At 38.2% G+C, this 16,198-nt stretch carries 12 protein-coding genes; all 12 read right to left on the bottom strand.

The window, feature by feature from the left end:
* Nucleotides 1–556: 556 nt before the first annotated feature.
* Nucleotides 557–2,650, bottom strand: a complete 2,094-nt coding sequence (locus tag AC3RV6_RS01370; protein WP_489747695.1) for a methyl-accepting chemotaxis protein — start codon at nt 2,648–2,650, stop codon at nt 557–559.
* Between the two features lie 160 nt (nt 2,651–2,810).
* On the bottom strand, nt 2,811–3,848 hold the full coding sequence (locus tag AC3RV6_RS01365) for a ribonucleotide-diphosphate reductase subunit beta (RefSeq protein WP_489747694.1): 1,038 nt from the start codon (nt 3,846–3,848) through the stop codon (nt 2,811–2,813).
* Nucleotides 3,818–4,270, bottom strand: a complete 453-nt coding sequence (locus AC3RV6_RS01360) for a flavodoxin (RefSeq protein ID WP_489747693.1) — start codon at nt 4,268–4,270, stop codon at nt 3,818–3,820. Before AC3RV6_RS01360 ends, AC3RV6_RS01365 begins: the two co-directional genes overlap by 31 nt.
* On the bottom strand, nt 4,255–6,477 hold the full coding sequence (locus tag AC3RV6_RS01355) for a ribonucleoside-diphosphate reductase subunit alpha (protein WP_489747692.1): 2,223 nt from the start codon (nt 6,475–6,477) through the stop codon (nt 4,255–4,257). The genes AC3RV6_RS01360 and AC3RV6_RS01355 overlap by 16 nt, the downstream gene beginning before the upstream one ends.
* A 695-nt stretch (nt 6,478–7,172) precedes the next feature.
* Nucleotides 7,173–9,107 (bottom strand): FtsX-like permease family protein, encoded by a 1,935-nt coding sequence (locus AC3RV6_RS01350; protein WP_489747691.1) that lies wholly within the window; start codon nt 9,105–9,107, stop codon nt 7,173–7,175.
* Nucleotides 9,094–9,882 carry an ABC transporter ATP-binding protein gene (locus AC3RV6_RS01345; RefSeq protein WP_489747690.1) on the bottom strand — a complete coding sequence of 263 codons (789 nt, stop codon included), beginning with the start codon at nt 9,880–9,882 and terminating at the stop codon, nt 9,094–9,096. The genes AC3RV6_RS01350 and AC3RV6_RS01345 overlap by 14 nt, the downstream gene beginning before the upstream one ends.
* A 215-nt stretch (nt 9,883–10,097) precedes the next feature.
* A complete protein-coding gene (locus AC3RV6_RS01340; RefSeq protein WP_489747689.1) occupies nt 10,098–11,120 on the bottom strand; it encodes a sensor histidine kinase in 1,023 nt (340 codons plus the stop codon).
* Nucleotides 11,121–11,133: 13 nt separating this feature from the next.
* A complete protein-coding gene (locus AC3RV6_RS01335; RefSeq protein WP_489747688.1) occupies nt 11,134–11,817 on the bottom strand; it encodes a response regulator transcription factor in 684 nt (227 codons plus the stop codon).
* Nucleotides 11,818–11,981: 164 nt separating this feature from the next.
* Nucleotides 11,982–12,668: an ECF transporter S component gene (locus AC3RV6_RS01330; protein WP_489747687.1), complete on the bottom strand. Its 687-nt coding sequence runs from the start codon at nt 12,666–12,668 to the stop codon at nt 11,982–11,984.
* Nucleotides 12,644–14,323, bottom strand: coding sequence for an ABC transporter ATP-binding protein (locus AC3RV6_RS01325; RefSeq protein ID WP_489747686.1), 1,680 nt, complete (start codon nt 14,321–14,323; stop codon nt 12,644–12,646). Before AC3RV6_RS01325 ends, AC3RV6_RS01330 begins: the two co-directional genes overlap by 25 nt.
* Nucleotides 14,305–15,183, bottom strand: a complete 879-nt coding sequence (locus tag AC3RV6_RS01320; protein WP_489747685.1) for an energy-coupling factor transporter transmembrane component T — start codon at nt 15,181–15,183, stop codon at nt 14,305–14,307. Before AC3RV6_RS01320 ends, AC3RV6_RS01325 begins: the two co-directional genes overlap by 19 nt.
* Nucleotides 15,184–15,286: 103 nt before the next feature.
* Nucleotides 15,287–16,183: a DUF4430 domain-containing protein gene (locus AC3RV6_RS01315; protein ID WP_489747684.1), complete on the bottom strand. Its 897-nt coding sequence runs from the start codon at nt 16,181–16,183 to the stop codon at nt 15,287–15,289.
* Nucleotides 16,184–16,198: the final 15 nt, after the last annotated feature.

Genomic DNA, 16,198 nt, shown 5'->3' with positions numbered 1-16,198 from the left:
AAAGTTCATCAGATCTGAATACACCCTCTTTTCTGATAATATCTTCAAATTAGGATATTTGCAAGGAGCTCAATTTACTAAAAATGCGTTGAAATAAAAAAATACATTATAAAATAATTTTCTATCAACTTATCTAAACCAAACCAAAATAATTACCTTGCAAGCTGGCGTCCTTATATGAAAGCCTTACTGCTCCCCACCAAAATTGGCGTAATTAAGATACTGGGTTTGTAACTTGCTTGAAAAAAAAGCTTATTCAATTTTACTGCTTGCTCATTCAAAATCCGGAAATATTTATTCTTGAAGAAGCTGAAAGTTCAAGATTTTTTATCAAAAAATAAAATGACTGACTTAAAAGAAATGTCGAGACTCAAATAATGTCAGACGGTGACATATTTCCAGGGAAATAACTCTACATATTTCAACAATAAAGGAGTTAATTCGTTCAAAATCGAACGAATTAACTCCTGTTTATTTTTCACCACTCTTAAAATATAAAAAACGTACGTTTTTCAGTGGCCTCATTATAATTAATTGTCTTTTATATTATCTATGGTTACGACAATTTAAATCGTTCTACAACATCTTGCAGTTCGCCTGCTATTTTATTCATTTGATTAGTAGACTCCGCGACTTTTTCTAGTTCAGCTTGTTGTGTTGCTGATGATGCACTTACTTGTTCAGCAGATGCCGCTGTTTCTTCAGAGACTGCGGAGACACTTTGAATCGCTAACATTGCTTGATCCTTTTGCTCCATCATCTCCGATAACTCTGAAGAAAGTTCGGCTATCGATTTTGAAATCTGTTCGGTCAGTTCTGCATTTCTAATAAATGATTCTTCCGTACCTGAAACAGATTCATTTTGACCTTTCATTAATTCCACATTCATATTAATGACAGATACCGTTTCCTTGGATTCGACTAATATTTCTTGAACCGTTTTCTGAATGACTTGTGTCTCTTTGCTTGATTGTTCAGCAAGCTTTCTGACCTCTTCGGCAACAACCGCAAATCCTTTTCCGTGTTCCCCAGCCCTTGCTGCTTCAATACTTGCATTTAATGCAAGTAAATTTGTCTGAGCTGTAATTTCATGAATTGAAGTAATAACGTGATTGATTGACGAAATCTTTCCTGTCAATACATCGATTTGCTGTTGAACGCGTTCATTCATTTCATTTGCCGAGGCATTATGTTCTCGCAATTTATTAATTTCTTTCATACCGGTTTCCGTAGAACTTATTGTACGTGTCGATAAAACATTCATACTTTCAGATAGAGCAGTTAGTTGATCCATTTTGTCCGCCAATACAATGATTCGCTGACTCGTTTCCTCTGTATCCTCAGATTGTTTAGATGCGCCATGTGCGATTTCATCAGTTGCTAATGAAACCTCCTGGCTTGCTGCAACGACCTCTTCAAACACTTGATGTACGTGATTGGAAGATTCGTTTAATCTAGTCGATGAATCCATAACTGTATGAATAACGTCATTCGTTTTTTTAAGCATGTCATTGTAAGCAAAGGCAACGGCCCCAATTTCATCATTGCGAATATACTTCTCATCTACATACATAGTCAGATCTCCCGCAGCTGCTGTCTCAATAGAACCCTTTAACTGGACAAGTGGTTTCATCTGTCTAAAGATGAATACTCCGGTTGCAATTGCCATCAGCACAATAATGACAATACCTGAAATGATCGTAAGTATTAAGATTTTACTAAAAGTCTCTAGTATGACAGACCTAGGCGTTACAGTCTGCACTGTCCATACATCAGCAATTCCTTCTAATATTACGGGAGCAAACGAATTAAAAGAACTTTCACCCAGACTTTTCGAATCTACATACAAGGTAGACGATATACCAGTATCAAGATCCTTCTTCACTGTAGCCCAGTCAATAACATCCTTCATATTCGAACCGTTCATCTCTTCTTTTAAACTATTTGCGGTAAGATTACCTTCATTTGTAATAATAGTTGCATATCCGCCGTCTGGCTTAATTTCATTTACCATTACATTAAGAAAATCAATAGATAAATCAGTCGTTAGGAGCCCAAAAAAATTGCCCGATCCATCTAATAATGGAACTGAAATAGTCGTCATCATAATAGAATTTCCGCCGGCATTATAAAGATAAGGCTCAGTCAATACAGCGCGCTTATCATTTTTCGGTTTTTGATACCAATCACTCTCATCTATTTCCGTAAGTTCTTCTAGCTTTACTTTGCCATCCTCTTTATAAAGATACGGAATAAATCTACTTTGATTGTCAATTAAATTATTTGTAACAGATTCGCTTGATACAAAGGAACCTTTTTCAATTAAAGCAGCCATCCCTGTTGCGTCGTCATTGTTCTCTAAGTTTTTTTCGATAATATTTGTTAGTGCTTCTGTTGTCAATTCCCCTCGTACCTTCATTGTTTCAACAATATGCTTTGTCGTAATTAGCATGTCATTTGTTTTTTCAAATCTTGCACTTAAAATAGAAGCATTTTTCGCCGTATTTTCAACAGAAAACTCTTCCGCATCTTTAATACTTTGCTTATGCAAAATCGTACTTGTTACTGAAGTATAAATTAAAAATAGCACTAAAAAAAGGCCGATTATTAGGCCCGATAACTTCCAAGCAACACTCTTTGTCTTTTTCATTTAATAGACTCCCCACTATCACATTTTTATCCTATAAGACTACTATCGGTTCAAAACTATAAATAATAACTAGTTTTTCATAATTACTTATTATGTAATTAATTTAATGCATTAAAAACGGACACGCTATTGCAACGTGTCCGTTTTTAATTACTATTCTTTATAAATCATCGAATCCATTCAAGTCGCTTGTCTTCACGTATTGTCGTGAAGATTGTTCGAAGAAGTCGGTTTTAGTGTCGTCGAAACTATCGACATAAGCGCGAATCCATTTCATTGGATTTTCTGTGTATTCTGGATAGATTTCACTTAATCCAAGCATTCTAAGCATTTTATTAGCACGATATTTAATATAGCCGTGCATTTCTTCTAATTCAATGCCCTCGATATCAGCAAGTACGTAGTTACTCCACGCCTCTTCTTGTTCAACAGAGTGACGGAATTGATCATAAATCCATTCTGTGAAAGCTTCTGTGTTGTATTCAGGATTCTCTGCTAATGCGGCGCGGAAAATATCGCTCATTGCTTTACCATGTTGTAATTCATCGCGATTAATATAGGATACCATTGTCGAAGTACCAACCATTTTTTGATTGCGCGCTAGATTATAGAAAAACGCAAATCCACTATAGAAAAATAAGCCTTCAAGGAGCGTCGTGTAAACCATTGACTTAAGCGCAGTCTCGATTGTCGGCTGCTCAGCAAATTCATTATAAACATCAACAATACGTTCATTTCTACGCATAAGCACTTCATCTGTTCGTCCCATCTCAAACGACGCAATTTGCTTATCCAATGTCGTAACCGACGATAGTACGTATGCATAACTGTGATTATGCTCACTTTCTTGGTCAGCGATTGTCGCCATAATAGACTTCACAGACGGGTCTGTTGTGTAATCAGAAATTTTTGCAGCGATGTCAGTTTGTGGACCATCTAGTGTCGCGAGTAACCCTATAATTTTCAAGAAAGCGTCTTGTTCGCGATCTGTTAATCTAGGAAACTGCTTAACATCTTGTGTCATGTCTACTTCATTCGCCGTCCAGAAAAGGGAACGAATTTGCTGACGTAATTTATAAAAATGAGGATGTGCAAGGTCATTCCAATTAAGAATCCCGCTTGCTTTGCCTCCGAAAATAGCCGTTGATTTATTTGGATTAACTGGATCTAGTACTTTAACTTTTGTAAGTATTGCCAATGTGTAACTACCCCTTTCGCCCAATTGTTCACTTCAATTTCTTGTTCTCCCCGCGGGCTTTGTTCAATTAGAAGTGGTGGAAGATCTGAACGATAGAACCGCGCGAGCTTAACTGCGGCCAAACAAAACAAATCATCCCCACCAAATTGCGTATCACCCGTTCCGAAAACATAAACGTTTGGCGGCTTATAACCTATCTCCGCCACGAAATCTTTCACTTCATCAGGCGTTGAACCTTTTTCCCATGTAAAAGAACCGAGTAGCATGGCCCCATAATCACGAGGATCTGGAATAGCCATGCCGCCGCCGATTCGATAAGTTGTATATGGTACGTTCATCTTAGTTAATGTTTCTTCTATTATCTCCGCGACTTCCTGTGTATTCCCGCTCCACGACGCATAGACGATTAAGAATGACACCATTCACACTCTTCAATGTCTGTCGCTGTTGACCGTGTATAATAAGTCGTTTTCATGCCTGATTTCCAAGCTTGTACATGTAGATTAAGCAATACTGAAGCGCGGATTGAATTTGGCACATAAATATTAAATGAAATCCCTTGGTCAATATGACGCTGTCTAGCTGCGTTTTGTTTGATTGACCAACGTTGGTCTACAATATATGCAGAGCGACGATAAATATCATACGTATTATGATCTAAATCAGGTGCCACAACCGGTAATTTAAAGTCTTTCTTTTCTTCGTGGAAGAAAGGCTTAAAGATTGGGTCAATTGATGCTGTTGACCCTGCAATAACTGACGTCGAACTATTCGGTGCTACAGCCATCAAATAACCGTTTCTCATACCGTTTGTCGCAACGTCATTACGAAGTTCGTTCCACTCGTTTGAGTCATATCCTTTTAAGTCAAAGTAATCACCTGACTGCCAGTCCGATCCTTCAAACAATGGATATGAACCTTTTTCTTTGGCAAGTTCCATCGATGCTGAAATCGTTAAGTAAGCAATCTTTTCATACAATTTATCTGCAAAATCAACCGCTTCATCTGATTCCCACTGAATATTTTTCAGCGCAAGCAGGTGATGCCAACCGAATGTGCCAAGACCAATTCCGCGGTAACGTGAATTGGTACGTTGTGCTTGAACAACTGGAATCTTATTCAAATCAATAACATTATCCAACATACGTACTTGAACTTTAATCAATCTTTCCAGTACTTCAGCAGGAACAGCTTTTCCTAAATTAATTGAAGATAGATTACAAACAACAAAATCACCTGGTTTTGAACGTGTCACAACAACATCATCTTCAAGTGTCACTGATTCGAACTCAGTCGCACTCATATTTTGTGTGATTTCTGTACAAAGATTACTTGAGTAAATCATACCTTCATGCTTATTAGCATTCGCACGGTTCACTTCATCGCGGTAAAACATAAACGGAACACCCGTCTCAAGCTGACTACGCATAATACGTTTCATCAGGTCGATTGCCGGAACTGTTTCACGACTTAACTCAGGGTTATTGACACACTCTGCGTATTTTTCACGGAATGAACCTTCTCCACGCTTTTCATCGTAAGCATCTTCTAGTGAATAGCCCATCAATTGACGCACTTCATGCGGATCGAACATATGCCAATCTCCACGTGCTTCTACTGCTTCCATATATAAGTCAGGTAAACAAACGCCAGTGAATATATCATGTGCACGCATACGCTCATCACCGTTATTTAATTTCAAGTCTAAGAATGTAAAGATATCTTTATGGAAAACGTCTAGATATACAGCAATCGCGCCTTGGCGTTGTCCAAGCTGATCTACACTTACTGCTGTATTATTTAACTGCTTAATCCAAGGAAGGACACCACTTGATGCACCTTTAAATCCACGGATAGCTGATCCACGGCTACGTACTTTACCCATATAAACGCCAATACCGCCACCGTATTTCGACAAGTTCGCGATATCTGTGTTGCTGTCGTAAATCCCCTGAAGTGAATCATCTACTGTATCAATAAAACAACTAGACAATTGACCATGAGGCTTACCCGCATTCGACAAAGTTGGTGTTGCTACTGTCATATATAAATTACTCATTGCCCAGTAAGATTCGCCGATTTTATCAAGACGATTTTCTGTTTCATCTTGCATAAGCGTCATCGCAATAACAAGCCAGCGTTCTTGTGGAAGTTCAACAGCCTTTTTATTGAAATCAACAGCTACATAACGATCCATAAATGTTTTAAGGCCAATGTATGTGAATAACTTATCACGCTCAGGCACGATAAACTTACCGATTTCCTGTAGCTCTTCGACTGAATACTTTCCTGTTAGAACTGGTGTGTAAAGACCTTTTTCTACAAGGCTTTTCACATGTTCAGCAAAGTTTTCGTATAGTTTTTCATCACGTTGTTTTTTTTCATGGAAATATACTTCATGAAGATGAATTCTAGCTGCGACGAATGTCCAAAACGTCTCATCTTCAGCAACATAGCTGATTGTTTCAAGAACCATTGCTTTTGCCCACTCCGCTATCGATGCATCAGCATGTCTCGAATGCCATTTTTCGCTCGCTTTCAGCAAAGGAGCTACTTTATCTGCTCCAAATTCAATTTGTAAGTCGTTTAGTAGTTTTTCAATGTTTGTTGGTTTAATTTGTGTTGTCATTATTTTTCGTCTCCTTTTGTTTTGCATAAATAAAAGCGATATGTCCGCTACTTCGGCAGAGCAATCGCTCATTAAGTTTATTTGGTGAAAGCAGATTCAGTTAGTTTACATGCTAATATTAGCGTAAACAGAACACCGCATGCTTTTACCTCTTAACCTCCGAAGAAATTATGTATTGTCGATAACAGTCGTTATGCTTTATCCGTCACACCACTTGTCCATTTAAAACTATTTTCTCGGAGTCTGTGATTAAATCTATATGATTTTTCCTTCTTTTACAAACATTTAGCTTTTATCATTCTACCGCCCAACACTATATGTTGTGTTGTTTTACTTCTATATACCCTAACATGTTGTGTTCTAATCGTAAATAGGCAAAAAGTTATCTTAATTATGAACTAACAACTTGTCCACATATCCACAGCCAAATTCTCCACAACTCCGTGGGCGTCCTAGATGTTTTTATGGTAAAAGTTATCAAAGTTATAAACAATCCTTTTAGTGAAATATAAAAAAAAATTTATCATTTTTTGTAAAAATTGAAGATATAATAACGAATAGAATTATAATTAAGAAAAGGTTCATTATGTATTTGATTTATTACAGTGAAGGTTATAAGGCGTATAAAACATAAAGTTAAAACCCACTCGCATCCTGCTGGACGCGAGTGGGTTATTTTATTACGGATAGCATATTTATAACGCAGCTTTCACCGTTTTTCGGTAGTATCCGACCGTTAAGAATGCGAAAACTAAATAAATCAACGCATAAACACCCATCGCTATCGAAGCCGGCACAGTGACATCCGACATGAAGAGGAACGACGCCGCTTTTATGGCAAATATTGAATGGAGTAGACCAATTAAGAGTGGTAACCCAAAGACAAATAGTTGCTTCCGCATAATTCCGCGCATTATGTCTTGCACTGTAAAGCCTAACTGACGAAGCGTCGTATAACTTTTCTTTTCCTGTTCCGCTTCTGTCATTTGTTTAAAATACAAGATACTACCTGTTGAAATCAAAAATACAAGTCCCAGGAATCCACTAATGAAAATTAATAATCCAGTCGTTTGCATTAAATCCTCATACATTGTCTGGTAATCACTTCGTTCCTCACTCGGGTGTCCCTGACCGTACTCATCCTTCATAAAAATAGCTGAAGCTTTTACACGTTGCTCTTTGTCAGACATTTGAAATGCATCGACAACTAAAGGCCAGGCACCTCTGTCATCATTAACGATTTGCTCTTTTATTTCAGCTAACGTTTCTTCATTAACAACCATTTGCCTATAGCCAACATCGTAATTCATAACACTACCATTTTCCATAGAAGTCACTTTTAGCGGTACTTCACGTCCATTTTCCATTATCGTGAAAGTAGCTGGTAATTCATTATGGTTTAATTCCAAATATAAATTGGAATCGTAAAAGACAGCGTTACCTTTTTTCGGTATTATTAAGTCCTGACCTGCTGCAAGTAGTTGTTCGGCAGAGAAAAGCGTTACGGATGGACGACTTCTACTCAAATCAGTCCAATAAGGTATAGAAACATCTAAGGTTCCCCCCGTCTGGATAACATCAATTGTTTTGTGGTTAAACTTAATGCCTTCCTGTTGAAGTTCTTGTGAAAATTCTTCAACTAGCTGTTCGCCATTCGTGAAAATAATGTCAAAGGGCTTTGAAGCTCTCGCAGTTTTTTCCGTCGAATAATACAATGAGTACGCACCTGCGACCATCGCAAGCGTCATTGCAGACAACACCGTAATAATCGTAAGCGAATTGGCATTGCCTTTTAACCGGTGCATTAGCGTTGCGAGCGATAAACTATTACTTAAACCAAGATGTCCTTGTTTCCGCTGTCTAATTTGATAGAACCACCAACTAATTGTGACTCGAAATAACAGATAGGTGCCAAGTATTGTTGTAAAAAGAACGACAAGCATATTTATAAGCAAATAGGCATTCAACATGCGTCCTGACAACCAATAGCCAAAGATGATGAGGCCAATGCTAAGTAACGCTAATACTGCCGACATCAACGTTTTAGGCTTTTTCGGATGTTCACCTGCTTGATCAGCATTGAACAGGCTGAGTAATGTATTGCGCCGAACAACGAACAACATTTGAAGTGATGTCAGCATAATAAGTGCGATAAAAACGATGGCAGTTTGAATGACCGCAACACCCGAAAAGGTCAACGCAACAAAACCTTCGTAACCGACCAATTTCATCAGTAGCAATAAAAACACCCTAGAAACGAGTACGCCTAAGCCTATTCCAATGACGAGTGCACCAATGCCTAACAGGATATTTTCGATAACTAAAAGACGTCCTACCGTTCGCTTAGTCAAACCAATCAACTGATACACTCCAATTTCACGACTTCTCCGTTTCAAGAAAATCGCGTTCGCATACACGATAAAAATGCCTGCAATGACTATCAAAAGAATGCCCGCAGCCATAAACGCTGATCCCATACGCCCCCCAGACCGTGCGATAACTGCCGGATCATGTTGCAAGGTTGCGAACACAAAATAAAGGACAACACTGAAGATCAGTGCAAAAAAGTACAAATAGTAATGCTTAATATTTTTCCGCATGCTTCGAATGACAAGGTCAAATAGTGTCAACGCTATCACCCCCGAGAACGCCTTGAACTTTCAGGATTTCCTGGAAGAAGGCTTGCCTCGTTTTATCCCCGCGATATAATTCTGAATAAACATTTCCGTCTTTCAAGAAAACAACACGACTACAATAACTCGATGCAAGTGGATCGTGCGTTACCATCATAATTGTGACACCACGTTTTTTATTTACATCTTCAAGCGTACCAAGTAACGAAGAAGCCGATTTCGAATCAAGTGCGCCGGTTGGTTCGTCTGCAAAGACCATTGAAGGCATATTAATAAGGGCACGCGCTGCAGATGTCCGTTGTTTTTGTCCGCCTGAAATCTCATGTGGATACTTATGTGCGAGGTCTTTAATTCCAAGAATATCGGCAATCGAATTGAACGCTGCTTCTGCTTCTTTTTTGTGCGTTTTACCAAGCGACACGGGAAGTAAAATATTTTCTTTCACTGTCAATGTATCGAGCAAATTATAATCTTGGAAAATGAAGCCAAGTTTATCTCGTCTAAATGCGGATAGTTCTTTGTCTTTCATCCTCGAAATATCTGAATCTCCAATAAGAATCGAACCTTCAGTTGTATGATCAATTGTAGCCAATACGTTAAGTAGGGTTGTCTTCCCTGCACCTGATGCGCCCATAATCCCAACGAATTCACCTTCAAAGACGCGCAGATCGATTCCTTTTAACACTTGCTGGGCGTTCCCACGTGTTCCAAATGATTTACGGATGTTTTGTGCGTGTAGCACTGTTCTAGTCGATGTATTTATTTCATTCATAAGAAATTGCCTCCTTGTTTCTAACTTATCTCCATCATACTGCGTTGCGGATACGCGGTCGTTTGATTGTCGTGACAAAGAGGCTATGAACATGACATTATTGTCACTTAAAGGGAAAACCTGAGTGTTTTGTGTAGGTCCTAGGTCACGATTTGCCGATATATGATGGCGAAGCGTCGATATCCCATGTAAATGCGTCGATATAATCAACACTGTTATTTTAGCGGACTTTCAAATTCATTTTCTTTTGAAAACGTCATATTTATTGCCGTTCCGTGCGCGATTTTGGATTTCACGCCTAATGTGACGCCTATTTTACTTGCGACCGTCTCTGCCAGATACAAACCAAGTCCTGTCGCAGCATTATGAAGTCTCCCAGTACCACCTGTGAATCCTTTGTCGAAAATACGGGGCAAATCATGGGCAGGAATCCCAGGTCCTGAATCCGTAATGACGAGTTCCGTGTAACTTGAAGCATTTTCATTTATTGATATAGCAATTGCGCTATTAGCTGGACTATATTTCACCGCATTTGTTAAAAGTTGTCGAATGATAAACCGACACCATTTACTATCCGTAACGACTTCTAAGTCCTTTCCTTCAAATTCGACAGCGACATTCTTTTCTATGCACCAAGAAGTAAGTTCTCGTACTTCCGCTGTAACAAGTTGTTGCAGACTTACCTTAACCAGCACATAATCGGCTTCCAAAGTAGGGAGGCGCGCAATGGATAGCTGCTGATCTATGAGTAAATGAATCCGAAGCCAATCTGATTCGATTTTCCTCATAACCGTTTCATTACGATGCGCGTCAATGACTAATTTCATTGCGGTTAACGGTGCTTTCACTTCATGAACCCACGACGCAATATAATCACTGTTAGTCGAAGTTGCTTCTTTCGCATCAGATAATTCACTAGCAAAAGATGCTTCTATATGATGCAGAGACTCATTGACGATTTGATCACGGATAAAAGTCGCTTCTGGTAACGCTTCATGCCAATCAGCCATATGTTCATCAAAGAGTGTAGATAACTTTTTCGTGTAATTCATTTCCACGTGGTAACGCCATACAAGAAATACCGATAAAAACAATAGCAACAAAACATTAAAATACAAAACAGCAACAAACTCCACCGCAATTCCATGATCAAGCCACAAAATAAGATCCGCTAGTCCGAGCATTCCTAAGAAAAAGAATATCCAACTTTTCATATCTTTCAAATAAACCACGAACATTCAAACACCCCCATCATAAAGTGATTGCTGTGTAACCAAGCCCTTTTTTCGTGACAATCGCTTCCTCTAACCCAATTTCAGCAAGCTTATGACGCAAACGGGTTACATTGACAGTCAACGTATTGTCGTTTACAAAACGCTCGTCATCCCATAACTTCCTAATTAAATCATCGCGAGAAACAATTTGATTATTTGATTCGACAAGCACTGCCAAAATAAAAAACTCATTTTTAGTCAAGTCAACTTCAGTGCCTTCTAAACGAATAACTCCGCGTTTCATATCTATCATGGCACCGTTCCACTCCAGTACATCTTGCGCTTCCTCCCCGTATGCATACGTCCGCCGTAAAAGTGCCTGGACTTTCGCCAGCAGCACATCCATATGAAACGGTTTTTGAATATAATCATCCGCCCCCATATTCATTGCCATCACCATATCCATTGGATGATCCCTAGAGGACAGGAAAATAATTGGTACCTTTGATATGGCACGAATTTCTCTACACCAATGAAAGCCGTCATACGCTGGTAGTTGAATATCCAAAATAACGAGATGAGGTTGTTCATTTATAAAGTCTTTCATAATATCTTGAAAATCATTCGGCCCCTTCACATTAAAAGCCCACTGAGTTAATTGCTCTGATAATAAATCAAATATTGCTATATCGTCTTCCACGATGAAAATATTCATATCCATTAATATGCACTTCCTTTACTTCTATCATAATGATAATTTCATGTCGATGGAATAACTAGATGCTTTTATCGAAGTTAATTACTAATAAACTGAAAAACATTTGAATTTATACCATGATAAAAGAGCACCCAAAATCAGGTGCTCTCCGTTTATTTCCAAATAATCTAAGCTAATATGCCATACTTCTTCTTAAAACGCTCTAATATTTTAATCCAACTTGCACCAAAAACAATAATGAAAAAGACGTTTGATAGAGCATGTGCTAGGTCAAAATAAATACTCGCAACGTAAATACCTGCAAAAAATTCCCAAGTGAGGTTCTCTAAATTGCCTACTATAATCCACATATTCATAAACCAACCAAATACATAACCCCAAACAAAACCGAATAAAACTTTTCCCCATAACTTAGACATCCACCACGTATTGCGAAATAGTCCTGCACTCATCCCCATCATACCCCAGGCATACATTTGCCAAGGCGTCCAAGGACCTTGCCCTAGAAAAAAGTTAGAGACTATCGCTGCCACTGCTCCAACAATAAATCCAGACTCGGCACCAAATACAAGACCAGCCATTATAATGACGAATGATGTCGGTTGAACACTAGGCAAGCCCGCAAACGGCACACGACTTATTGCCGCAATCGCTGCTAACATTGCTAAAATCACTATTTCTCGTCCCGCAATATTTCTGATTTCAAAACGCGCAAAAAACGGAAGCATAATACAACCGATCATGACAAAACTCAAAAGTAGATATGCATTGTATTTAAAAAACACAATTGAAACGACTAACATAATGAGCATTGTAATAGAAATAGCTGTTAAATAAATTCGGGGACGCGCCATTTCCCAAGCACCTCCTCTAAGGTCAACGCTTCGCCTATTCGACTTAAACGTGTTGCACGATTAATTGCTGTCGTATAGAAGTAATTGCCCTTAAACAGTTCTTCAGGTGTCCCATCCACCGTTATTTCTCCGTCAAACATCATCGCACATCTTTCAGCATTTTGGGCTGCAAATTCAATATCATGCGTCACCATTACAATTGTCAAACCGGTCTTATGAAGCTTCGACAAAACATCAGAAAAACGTAATTTCGAGACCGGATCCAAGCCCTTCGTCGGTTCATCGATGAACAAGATTTCTGGGTTGCCAATTAACATACAAGCAAGTGCAGCTCTTTGAATTTCACCACCAGAGCAATCATACGGATGGCGCTCCTTTAAATGAGAGATATTAAATAAATTGAGTAAATCATCCACTTTAGTAGATTCACTATCTAGACCATGTCGCTTTGCTGCCTCTAACATTTCTTTTTCAATCGTATCGTACATAAAATACGTTTTCGGATTTTGCGGCAAATAGGCAATTCTTTCAAACAACTCTTTCCCTTTTAACTTACTTGTATCCTTCCCTTTATAGCGAGCATATCCACGTTGCGGTTTAATATTACCAATACAAGCTTTGAGTGCCGTTGTTTTTCCAGACCCATTACCGCCGACTAATGCAAAAAACTCTCCTTCATGCACATTTAAAGAAAAGCTTTTTAATATCATTTCGCCTTTCTTTTCATATTGAAAATACACATCTTTAACAATTAACAAATCAAGTCCTAATTTTGTTGTCTCACTTAACTTATTGCTATGTATTTCTATTAATTCTTCTGGAATTTTTGCAAGCCACTCTTTACATTCTTTCACTGTTAACGGAATGTCTGTTATTTGCTTTGATGTTTCCCTCTTCATATATAATTTTGCAATTGACGGCACATAAGGAATAAACCGTTCGTCTTGCTTGTCATATAGTTGATGAATAATTTGTTGACTCGTTCCACTGTATATCGTTTCCCCACTTTGCATCATAACTACGCGGTCCGCAATACCAAATAACTCTTCCAAACGATGCTCCACTAGAATAATGGTTATGCCCATTTCTTTATTTAATCTTTCAAGCATAATAATTAAATCTTTTGCAGCAATTGGATCGAGTTGTGATGTTGGTTCATCTAGAAGTAATACTTTAGGTTTTAATAAAAGTACTGATAGCAAGTTCAGCATTTGTTTTTGCCCACCGGATAATTCAGATGGTTTTAAACGTAGCAATCCTTCCATCCCAAAAAAGTGAACCATTTCAGCCACTCTTTTTCGCATTTCAAAATTTGAGTAACCTAAGTTCTCTAAGCCAAAAACAATTTCCTGCATCACTTCATCCATAACAACTTGGTTATCAGGATCTTGAGAAACAAGTCCGATTTCTTCTATTAAAGTTCGCTCATCATAAGCATCTAAAAGTTGCCCGTTATAACGTATTTCTCCTATCAGTTCACCCACTGGTGCAAGTTCTTTTTTTAGCAACCTCAATAATGTTGTTTTTCCGCAACCACTCGCCCCACAAAGGACAATAAACTCACCTTCCGCCACGCTAAGATTAATATTCTTAACAACTTCTTCTTGCGCATCAGGGAATTTAAAAGAAAGATTACTTAAATTAAATATTTCCATTTATATTTTTCTCTCCCTTCTATAAATAGTGGAAAGGATATTATAATTCCAGCACTTAAGAGGACAATCCAATCGATTAAATAAAGCTTAAAGGTACCAAGTTCAGGATAAATAATGATTTTCCCATATCCTAAAAAACCACCTACTAGACAAATTGTGAATAGAAAAGCCATTATAGCAAGCCAAACTTTATCGCGTTTGTCCCATCTGTATGGAATATAGGGACTTCTTTTACCTATGCCATATCCCCTTGCTTTCATTGAATCCGCTGTCTCTATCGCCTCTTCTAGTGACCAAGTCAAAAGAATTTGCACCATAACCATACCGTTTTTTGCTCGATCTCTAATTGTCCCTGATGTCATGACCATCCCACGAATGCGTTGTACATCACTAATTTCATCGAATCTTCGCTTTAAAAGTGGCACAAATCGAATTGCTAACATAGTTAAAAATGCAGTTCTCGGTAAAAATCTAGAGAACACGAATAAAAACTTATTACCATTTAGAATTAAATTAAATGAAATGAACATGAGAAGTATAGCAACTAATGACATCGACATAACAACACCATACATAGTCGCTTCAAGCGTAACTTGCTTACCTCTAAAATAAAACAAAATATTTGTTCCTCTTGAGTTTATAAAAGGATTTATCACTATCATAAATGCACTCATTATGATTAGCATTGGAATCCATTTTTTCAAAGCTTTTCCTTTGTCATGTGTGATATTGACGCTTATTAACAATAAAATAATCATTAGTAAAAATACTGGGTGATTAAAGTACATCGCTAAAAACCCAACAAATATATAATAAAAGAAAATAACGAACGGATGGTAACCGCGAAAGCCGTTCTCCATATGTTGTACACCGCTTTCCCATTGGAACAAGTTTTTCTGAATAGGTTAAATGCAAAACCGACCCAGTGAAATTTACACTTAGGTCAGGTTTTCTGTACTTACTTTATCTGCGAAAAGGCTTAAGACTAGCATTTAGATCTACGCCTAAGTTTGTTGTATATAGCCATTCAACACGGTCTCCTGCCATTAAAGGGACAACACCTGCACCACGATCAGGGAATATCCCATTAACCCTGTACATCCATCCACTACCTTGTCCGCGGTCGAATTCATACACATTCCCTATTCCTTCAATATAAGCGGTGGCACCACGACCACCACGATAATCCATTTGGACTTTATGTTTTTTGGTAATATCGATTAAACTTTCTAATACAGTAACACCTTCCTCAATCTCCATTTCAGTTGGAGGCAAAGGAATTTCGTTGGATGCTGATGATATGACTATTGAATAAACAATCTTATTTACTTCTGGCTCCGGCGTTTTTTCTTCTTCAACAGGCTTTTCAGTCGGAGGTTTTACTGGTTGACTTGGCGTTGGTTTCGGTGCCGGTGTTGGTGCTGGGTTTGGCGTTGGCTTCGCTACCGGTGTTGATGCAACTGGTTTTTTACTATTATTAACTACCGGCTCCGTTTTTTTATTGCCATCATTAGATGAAGCCTCAGGTTTTTTCGCAGGATTTTCTGCTTTATTGACTTCTACCGGTGTTTTTTCTTTCGGTTTCGTTTCATTTTCTTTGGACGGTGGATTCGTATCTTTTGGTAAAGCTATAACTTCTTTTTCTTTCTCTACAGGTGATTTATCTGCAAATTCCCCTTTATCCTCTTGCTCTTCTGGCTCTAAAGTCAATAAACCCTGTTCTTCTGTCGTATTATCTATAGGTAATTGATCTGGCTTTTCTAACCCTGTAGGTTTTTGCAATGAAGTGCCGCAAGCACTCAACACAAAAATAAGCAACATAGAAAGTAGAAAAGACGAAATTAATTTCATCTGGCGCATTTATTACAACTCCTT

The organism is Sporosarcina sp. So3-204, from assembly GCF_058068165.1.
Note: the sequence above shows the minus strand (reverse complement) of the source record. Positions and strands in the feature narration are given on the sequence as shown.